Origin of the sequence: Streptomyces scopuliridis RB72, assembly GCF_000718095.1 — a bacterium.
GTDB classification, from domain to species: Bacteria; Actinomycetota; Actinomycetes; order Streptomycetales; family Streptomycetaceae; genus Streptomyces; species Streptomyces scopuliridis.
Map to the genome: position 1 here is coordinate 1 of NZ_JOEI01000054.1, position 8,137 is coordinate 8,137.

At 72.0% G+C, this 8,137-nt stretch carries 10 protein-coding genes; all 10 read left to right on the plus strand.

The window, feature by feature from the left end:
- Positions 1-387 precede the first annotated feature (387 nt).
- Positions 388-618, plus strand: coding sequence for a hypothetical protein (locus IF11_RS0135800; protein WP_030355989.1), 231 nt, complete (start codon positions 388-390; stop codon positions 616-618).
- Between the two features lie 205 nt (positions 619-823).
- Complete coding sequence (locus IF11_RS0135805; protein ID WP_133243205.1) at positions 824-2,626, plus strand: MarR family transcriptional regulator; 1,803 nt, start codon at positions 824-826, stop codon at positions 2,624-2,626.
- Positions 2,623-2,820, plus strand: coding sequence for a hypothetical protein (locus IF11_RS40605; protein WP_030355991.1), 198 nt, complete (start codon positions 2,623-2,625; stop codon positions 2,818-2,820). Before IF11_RS0135805 ends, IF11_RS40605 begins: the two co-directional genes overlap by 4 nt.
- Positions 2,821-2,822: 2 nt before the next feature.
- Positions 2,823-3,596: a DUF2637 domain-containing protein gene (locus IF11_RS39770; protein WP_078491101.1), complete on the plus strand. Its 774-nt coding sequence runs from the start codon at positions 2,823-2,825 to the stop codon at positions 3,594-3,596.
- A gap of 108 nt (positions 3,597-3,704) precedes the next feature.
- The gene (locus tag IF11_RS0135820; RefSeq protein WP_030355993.1) at positions 3,705-3,929 is read left to right on the plus strand and encodes a hypothetical protein; all 225 of its coding nucleotides are present in this window, start codon (positions 3,705-3,707) and stop codon (positions 3,927-3,929) included.
- Between the two features lie 66 nt (positions 3,930-3,995).
- Complete coding sequence (locus tag IF11_RS37370) at positions 3,996-4,346, plus strand: hypothetical protein (protein WP_037729414.1); 351 nt, start codon at positions 3,996-3,998, stop codon at positions 4,344-4,346.
- An 11-nt stretch (positions 4,347-4,357) separates the two neighbouring features.
- Positions 4,358-4,588 (plus strand): hypothetical protein, encoded by a 231-nt coding sequence (locus IF11_RS0135830; protein WP_030355994.1) that lies wholly within the window; start codon positions 4,358-4,360, stop codon positions 4,586-4,588.
- Between the two features lie 93 nt (positions 4,589-4,681).
- Positions 4,682-5,053: a hypothetical protein gene (locus IF11_RS37375; RefSeq protein ID WP_063759297.1), complete on the plus strand. Its 372-nt coding sequence runs from the start codon at positions 4,682-4,684 to the stop codon at positions 5,051-5,053.
- Between the two features lie 552 nt (positions 5,054-5,605).
- Positions 5,606-6,637 (plus strand): protein rep, encoded by a 1,032-nt coding sequence (locus IF11_RS0135840; protein ID WP_030355996.1) that lies wholly within the window; start codon positions 5,606-5,608, stop codon positions 6,635-6,637.
- Between the two features lie 174 nt (positions 6,638-6,811).
- On the plus strand, positions 6,812-7,294 hold the full coding sequence (locus tag IF11_RS0135845) for a hypothetical protein (protein WP_030355997.1): 483 nt from the start codon (positions 6,812-6,814) through the stop codon (positions 7,292-7,294).
- Positions 7,295-8,137: the final 843 nt, after the last annotated feature.

Here is an 8,137-nt window from a genome sequence, read left to right on the forward strand (position 1 = left end):
CGTGCGGTCGCCTCACGCGCCCGCAGTGGTGACGGCGGGGGTACGGCGCCCGGCCCCGTGATCGGCCGTCAGACGGCCACGGAGGGCCCGAGACCTCCCCTCCCCTCCCCGCCAGCCCCTGATGACGTCCGCAACGGCGAGAGCCGCGCCCGGCGGACGGCTGGCCATGTAAACCGCTCACCGATTCCGCCCCACCGCCCAGGCGGGGGCGTGAGACCGCCTGTACGCCCCTCAGGGCCGATTTCCCGGGCCCGGCGGACTCGGAGCCGTACGGCGGCCTCTGACGCGCTCTCAGGGCCGTACAGCCGCACGGCCGGTCACGGTGTCGACATGACGACTTAGATAGACACGCTTGCGCAAGCGATCCGAGTGTGTCAGGCTGCACACATGACGCAGCAGACACCGGCCCAGTTGAGGGCCCAAGCGGAAGCCGATCTCAAGCCGATCGGTCAGAAGCGGATCAAGCTCCTCGCTCAGCTCGAAGCCCTCGATGCCGAGCTGCGCCCCGTGCTCGTTCAGGCGGTCCGAATGGAGGTCCCCCTCCGGCGGATCTACGAACTGACCGGGGTCGCCCCGAACACGGCGCGAGCGTGGCGGAAGGCGGACGACACCGCCTAGACGAACTGCCCGGTTTCGGGAGTTTCGGTCAGACCCGGCGAAGCGGGAGGAGTTGACCCTCCCTCGCGTGCGCACGCGTAGGGCCCCCCTCGGTGGAAACCGGGAAACCGGAAACTTGCAGGTCACGCGCCTGTGAAACGCAAGTGGGCGACAGACCCGGCTAGGTCTGCCGCCCGCGCCCAACGATCTCTGTGAAAGGGACATCGTGGACAAGGCACGAGTATGGATGATCATCCGGCAGTACTCCAAGACGGCGGCCGGACGGACGGCCGAGACGGGCCGCTGGTCGGCCGAGAAGTGGCGCTCTGAGGCGGAGCGCCGGAGGGAACTGCGGAAGCTGACTCAGCCGCTCGTACGGGACGCCCGTCGTGCGGTCGCCGTAGCGCGGAAGGACGACCCGGAGCGGAAGACGGCGGCGGTGCACCGCGCGGAGCGCGAGCTGCGGACGGCGAAGCGCCGGGTTCCGAACTCGCTGCTGTGGCTCGCGACCAAGACGGTCGCCGGGGTCGGCGTCGCCGGGTACGTCGGTCTGCCGTACGTGCCGGATCGGGTGTGGCTGTGGTCGGCGGTCGCGGTCGCGGCTGCGGTCGTCGCCGGTCTGGCCTGGCTGGCCGTGTCGGTCGCGCGGTTCGAGGCGCCCGAGCCTGGACTGGAGCCGACTCAGGAGGAGTCGGAGATCCTGGCTCGACTCCAGCCGGAGCACTGGACCGAGCACGCCCCCGGCCGTGGGCTGGACGGGACGGTGACCGGCCGTCCGGAGCTGACAGCGTCCGGCATCGCGGTCCAGGTTCGCCTGGATGGGAAGTGGACGCCGGGCAAGCTGGACGACGCGATGGGCAACATCCGGGCCCTGCTCGGGTGCCGGACCGCGCTCCGGATGGAGATCCGGGCGGGCGAGCGGGGGGGCTGGGCGGTCCTCACGCTGCGGACCAGGCTGGCGGCCGATGGCGCCCGGATGGACTGGGCGCCGACCGCAGTCGGCATCGGGCTGGACACCGTGACCGGCGAGCCGGTTGAGATCCCGCTCGACAACCGGCTGACGGTGGCCGGAGCTTCCGGCTCCGGCAAGTCGTGGTCGTCACGGCCGCACATGGCTGCCGCGCACAGGGCTGGGCACCTCGTGTTCGTCGACGGCAAGGGCGAAGAGGCCACGGTCTGGGAGAAGGTCTGCCGGGTCGCCGTGGAGCCGGAGGAGATCCGGACGGCGGTCGCTGAGGTGCACGCAGAGATGAACCGCCGGAAGGCCGACATGAAGCGGCGCGGGATCAGCGTGTGGGACGGACCACAGCTCACCCTGTTCGTGGATGAGGGCCGCGTGATCCTCGCGCTGAAGGACAAGAAGCTCACGCAGCAGCTCATCGACATCAGCGCGCTGGGCCGCTCGCGCGGCGTGGTCCTGTGGTGGGCGACGCAGTACCCGGTCACCTCCGGGGACGCGCCCGGCATCCACGCGCAGATCGCGGCGAACACCGACAGCCGGTTCGCGCTGCGGGTCAAGAACCTCACCCACGCTCAGGTCGCCCTGGACGACGATGCCGACTACGGCCCGCACCTCATCGAGGCGTCCAAGAAGATGCGCGGCCACGGGTACTTGGGCGGGCACGGCCCTCGCCTGATCCGCACGTGGACCATGACCGACGCGATGGTGAAGTCGCTGCCCGCGAAGCACTGGACGGAGGCCCCGGCGGAAGTGCCGGCCGATTCTCCGGCTGCGACCGAGCGGCCCGGTCTCCGGCTGGTGAAGGACGGGGACTTCCTTCTGGCACCGCCCGCGGTTTCGGTCCCAGCGCCGCGCCCGGTGGCTCCGGCCGAGGGGACCGACGCCAAGGTGCTGGAGGCGCTGTCCCTGCTCCGGCCGCCGGTCCGGCAGAAGGACATCGTCGTCACCAGCGGACTGCCCAAGGGGACCGTGTCCAAGGCCGTGAAGCGGCTCGTGGACGCGGGCCAGCTCGTGCGCCACGACGACGGCACCGTGAGCGTCCCGGGCGCGACGGAGGCCACGGCATGAGCCTCGATCAGGACCGGTTCGAGGGCGCCGCGCTCACGGGCCTGTTGGTCTTCGCCGCGAGCGTCGGGCTCCTCACGCTCGCCGGGCTCGTGCTCGCGCTCATGCAGCTCGCGGCCGACACGGCGACCGCAGTCGCCGCCGCCACCCCGGCCGGGGTCGGCGTCACCATCGCGCTCCGCCGGAAGGGGAAGTGACCATGACCAAGCAGAAGATGGAGCGGTACGCGCTGGTCGCGGCCGGGATCGTGATCGTCACCCTGACCGCCGGGGCGTTCTGGCTCTCCTACGCGCACCTTGCGGAAGTGGCCGGACAGCACGGGCTTGCCGGTTCTCCGATCCGGCGGTGGGCCTGGCCCGCGACCCTGGACCTGTTCATCGTCGGCGGCGAGCTGCTGATGCTCCGGGCCGGACTCCAGGGCCGCACCGACTGGTGGGCGATCCTCGCCACGGCCGCCGGGTCGGTCGGCTCGATCGCCCTCAACGTGGCCGGAGTCGGCAACGGCCGGACCGATGTCCCCCTGCTCGACTACGTGACCGCCGCTGTCCCCCCGGCCGCCGCCCTGCTGGCGTTCGGGCTCCTCATGCGGCAGGTCCATGGCCTCGTGGCCGAGCCGGAGCCGGTCGCGGCCCCGGTGGTGGACATCGAGAGGGACACCGAACTCCCGGCGGTGGACGCCACGGTGTCCCCCACCCTCCCCCCGGCGGAAGTGCCGGCACCGGTATCCGCCCTGGTCATCTGCGGGGAACACCTCCCCGCGCCGACTGTCCCCCCGCGCCCGAAGCTGGGCACCGTGGACGCCCGCGATGCGATCGAGAAGGCGTGGCGCGGCGGCCTCTCGATCCGCGAGGCAGCCCGGGTGTCCACCCGGTCCGCATCCCAGGTACAGCGGGTGTACGCACGCCTCGACGCAGAGCACGGACCGGCCCTGATCGAGGGTCAGACCGAGATCGAAATCCCCGCCGCCGCGTAAACCCCGGGGGCCGGAGGGACACCCCTCCGGCCCCTATTGCGCAACCTAATACGTGCGTGTCAGACTGACTCACGTCAGACAGACTGACGCGCTGACTCGGGAGACGACATGGACGACACCACCCGCGAGGCTGTACGCGCCTTCTACCGCCTGCTCAAGGCGACGGCCGCCGCCGCCAACGACCCGCACCACCCGGGCGCTGAGGAGACGCTGACCAACGCGGCGTACGAGGCGAACGCCGCGATGGCGACCGCCGGTCTCCTCGGCCGACCGGGGCCCGAGCTGTTCGCGCTGGTGGCCGAGGAGTTCCCCGGCTACAACCCCACCGCCTGACCAACCCCCCGCCCGGGTGCCTGCCGAATCGGCCGGCACCCGGGCCCCAATCCGAAAGGACCGGCCATGACCGAACCGAAGACCCCCGCCCAGCTCGCCGACGACGCGGCCGAGGCCGTCCGCGCGATCAACCACGCCACCCAGTCGCAGCGTCCGGGCTGGGAGTTCCCCGGCGACGCGTACAGCGTTGTCGGGGCGCTCGCCCGCATGGCCGCCGGACTCCCGCAGGCCCTCGATCAGATCGGGTACCTGCCCGAGTCGATGGCGGGGAACCTGCGCAGCGACAAGGGCACCCTGGACGCGGACTTGGAGGACACCTACGGCGCTCTGGCCGACGCCCACGACGCCGCCCAGACCCTGTACGAGGCGCTCAACAGGGCGCACTCCGCCCTCTCCCCGATCGCCTACCAGGACTGAGGGCGGGACCGATGAAGCTCCCCCACCGCCCCGAAGACCTCTCTCACGCCACGCTCGTGGCGATCCTGATGCACCACGGCGGCTCCATGGACATCCCGGCCGACGCGTTCCAGGCGGACGCCCTCGGAGGCCCTGACGGCTCGTGGCACGCGGTCGCCATGGAGCCCCAGCCCAACGGCACGATGCGCATCTCCGTCCGCCCCCGGCCCGCCGGGGACGCGGGCGGCGTGACCGCCATCTGACGCACTACGGGGCCGGACGCTGAGAACGTCCGGCCCCGCCATCGGCCGTACGGCGTGCAACCGCCTGCGGCCCGGCACATCGGAGGAGAACCGATGTACGCGTTCGAGATTACCCAGCCAGAGATCCACACACGGCCCCTCGCGGACGTCGAGCGATGGGAGCTGGTGGCGGAAGCTGCCGGATACCGGTGCCAGTGCACAGGCGGACTGTGCGGCTCCCAGCACTCCCGCACCGACCTGCGGTGCCCGATCCGCCACGACCAGTACCGCAAGGGGCCCGGCCGGGTCCGGCTGATCGTGGCGCCGGATGACCTGACCCTCTCCGACGTCGACGCGGTCGCGCTGCCTGCCGGATCGCTCCGGGCCTGGTGCCCGGAGTGCCACCAGGCGGCCCGCCGTCGCCAGCGTGAAGCCGACGCTGCACGGCGGCGGTTCGACACCGAGCCGCCAGCCACGCTCTTCTGACGACACGACAGCGCCCCGCCGGTCCGGCGGGGCGCTGTGCACTGCGTGATCAGCGAGTGACAGGATCACTCCCCAGAAATGGCACGAACCCGGGTGTAGGAGCCCGGGTTCGCCGCCCCCGAATCGGTGTACCGACCGACAGGAAACGTTGCGTTGACCAGGGTACGAGAAGACAGCACGACCCCGCCACAGCGGCTCACCGGGCCCCGCTGCCCCTGCGGCACGGCCATCCAGATCATCCCGGGCAAGCGGACCCGGATCTACTGTTCAGACGCCTGCCGGAAGGCCGCGAAACGGGCCCTGGCGAAGCTGCTCGGGACCGGTGAGGCATCCCCGGCGGAAGCAAATCCGGACAGGCGCCTTGGTACTACCGGAGAAAGTGCAACCCGCGCAGGTCAGAGGCCTGCCGGAGAGGCCGGAGAGGCAAAAGCGGACACGGGCGGAGCGCGGTCCCGTGACGCTCGCTGGACCCTCCGGGAGGGCATTCAGCGGGTCACCGAGGACAAGGGCCTGAAGGGCTGCGGCCGGTCCGCCATCGCGGGTGGGGTCGGCGTGATCCTGAACGGCGGGGTCGCGCATCTCGCAGGGGTCGCGACCTGCGGGAAGATTCACCTCTGCCCGGTCTGCTCCGCGAAGATCCGGGCCGCCCGGTCCGAGGAGATCGACACGGTGACGGCCGCGTGGCAGGCGGCCGATCACGGGCTTGCCATGATGACGCTGACCCTCCGGCACTACCGGCGGATGCCGCTCGGTACGACCCGCAAGCGCGAGCGGGGCGGCCTGGTGGGCATTCAGCACGACGCGTGGATCACCGCGTTCGGCAGCCGGGCCGGGAAGATGTGGCAGCGGCTCCAGACCGACCACGGCATCGTCGGCTACGTCCGCGTGTGGGAGTGCACGCAGGGCGAGAACGGGTGGCACCCGCACTTCCACGTCCTGCTGTTCACGGACCGGCCGTGGACCCGCGACCGCGCCGACGCGTTCGAGGCGGCTACTCGCGCCCGTTGGATCCGCTCGGTGGAGCGGGCGGGCGGCTACCGGCCCAACGACCGGGGCGTGAAGGTCGACGTCCCCCGGCCCGAGGATGCCCGGCAGTTCAGCCGCTACCTGTTCAAGGCCCAGGATGGGAAGGCGCGGTTCGAGCGCTGGACTCCCGGCGGAGAGCTGGCCCGCGCCGACCTGAAGCAGGGCCGCGCTGGCAGCCGGATGCCGTTCGAGGTGGCGGAAGGCGCGGCGGCCGGGCTCGCTGACGACGTCCCGCTGTGGCACGAGTACGAGTACGGCGCCCACGGCATCCGGGCGATCTACTGGAGCAACGGCCTGCGGGCCCTGCTCGCCGGGCTGGTGGAGCTGGACGACCGTACTGATGACGAGATCGCCGAAGAGGAAGTCGGCGGGGACGGCGTCGCGCTCATCCCTGCCGAGACCTGGTACGGCGCTGTACTGCGCCACCGGGGCCGGTCGCTGGACCTGATCCGGGCCGCAGAGGCGGGCGGGATTGGTGCGGTACGGATGCTGATCGAGTCGTGGGGCCTGGTCTGGGGCATCGACGTGCTCGATCCGCCGGAGATTCCCCAGGAGTGACCCGAACCCCGGCCCTGGGAACTGGCTCCCAGGGCCGGACCCCCCGCGCGGGTGATTCGGCCGGCACTCTCGCCGGGGGATCGTGATGCATAGGTGTGGGGCCTCTTGCGCAGACTGACACGCATGTGTCATGCTGAGTCAACCGAAGCAAGTTGACGCAAAGGGGTGGTTGAAATGATCAGCACGCTGATCGCGGTCCTGGGGACGCTGGCGGGCGTCGTGATCTCCGGCCTGTTTCAGCACCGGGCGGCCGGGCGGACGGAAGCTGCGGCGCGTACGGCGGAGTTACGGCGCGAGCGCCTGGCGGCCGTCACCGAACTGGCCGGACGAATCAGCGCCCACCGGCGGGCGATGTACATGCGCGGGGATGCCCGGCTGCGGGGCGAGTCGGCGGAGCGCGTTGAGCAGCTGCGCGCTGAGTCGCACGTGACGCGCTCGGAGGTGACCGAGCCCCTCGTACGGGTGCGGATTCTGGTCCAGGATCCCGCCGTTCGCGCGGCGGCCGACTTCATGGTGGCCGCGACGTTCGGGATGCGCCGGGCGGACGGGACCACGGACGCGGCCCTCACGCGGGAGGGACTGACGGCCGCCCGGGAAACCGCGCTCGACGCGCACGACGCGTTCGTGGACGTGGCCGGGCAGTACCTCTCCGTCTGACCCGCCCAACGGCCGCCGGAGCCCCACCCCTGATCCGGGGGGTGGGGCTCCGGCATGTCCCAGCGGGGGAACGGGTGCTAGGTCTAGCGGGGCCGCTAGCGGCTGATCCTGGGCCTGACCTCGGATCTAGCGTCTAGCGGCCGGTCTTGTGGGGCGGCCGGTACGGTCGCTGGATGACGATCCCGACCCCTGGCGCCCCTGCGCGGCTCTGTGCGTGGTGCGGTGAGCCGGTGCCGCCGCCGGTGAAGACAGGGCGCCCGCGTGAGTACTGCCGCCGGTCCTGCCGCCAGCGCGCGTACGAGGCCCGTCGCCAGCGCGAAGCGGTCGTGGCTGCGGTCGCGTCCGCCCTGGCCCGCCGACCCGCTTCCGGTCCGTCACGTGACGAAACTCCCGGACCCGTTCAGCCGTCACGTGACGAAACTCCGCCGCCCCCTCCGCCTCCTGCTCGGCCCGTGCTCCCGGCCGCGTGGCGGGCGCCGGACCGGCGGCGGCTGGGGACTGGCGGGCGGCTGCCTCTGTGGCCGGATCACCGGCCGCAGCCGCCGCAGCCGTAACCCGCAGCCGCCCGCGAGCGTTGGTCGGGCGGAGCCCGACCGGGGGTGGTCTCCGCGGTTCGGCCGGCACTTTCTGCGGACTCTGACGACACGCTCCCGTGCCACGGCGAGACCGGGACCGAGCGGAGCGACCACACCGGCCCTGGCCGCATCGCGGCAGCTGCCAGCTCCCCGCCCGCCATAGACGGGCCGTGCGGTCGCCTCACGCGCCCGCAGTGGTGACGGCGGGGGTACGGCGCCCGGCCCCGTGATCGGCCGTCAGACGGCCACGGAGGGCCCGAGACCTCCC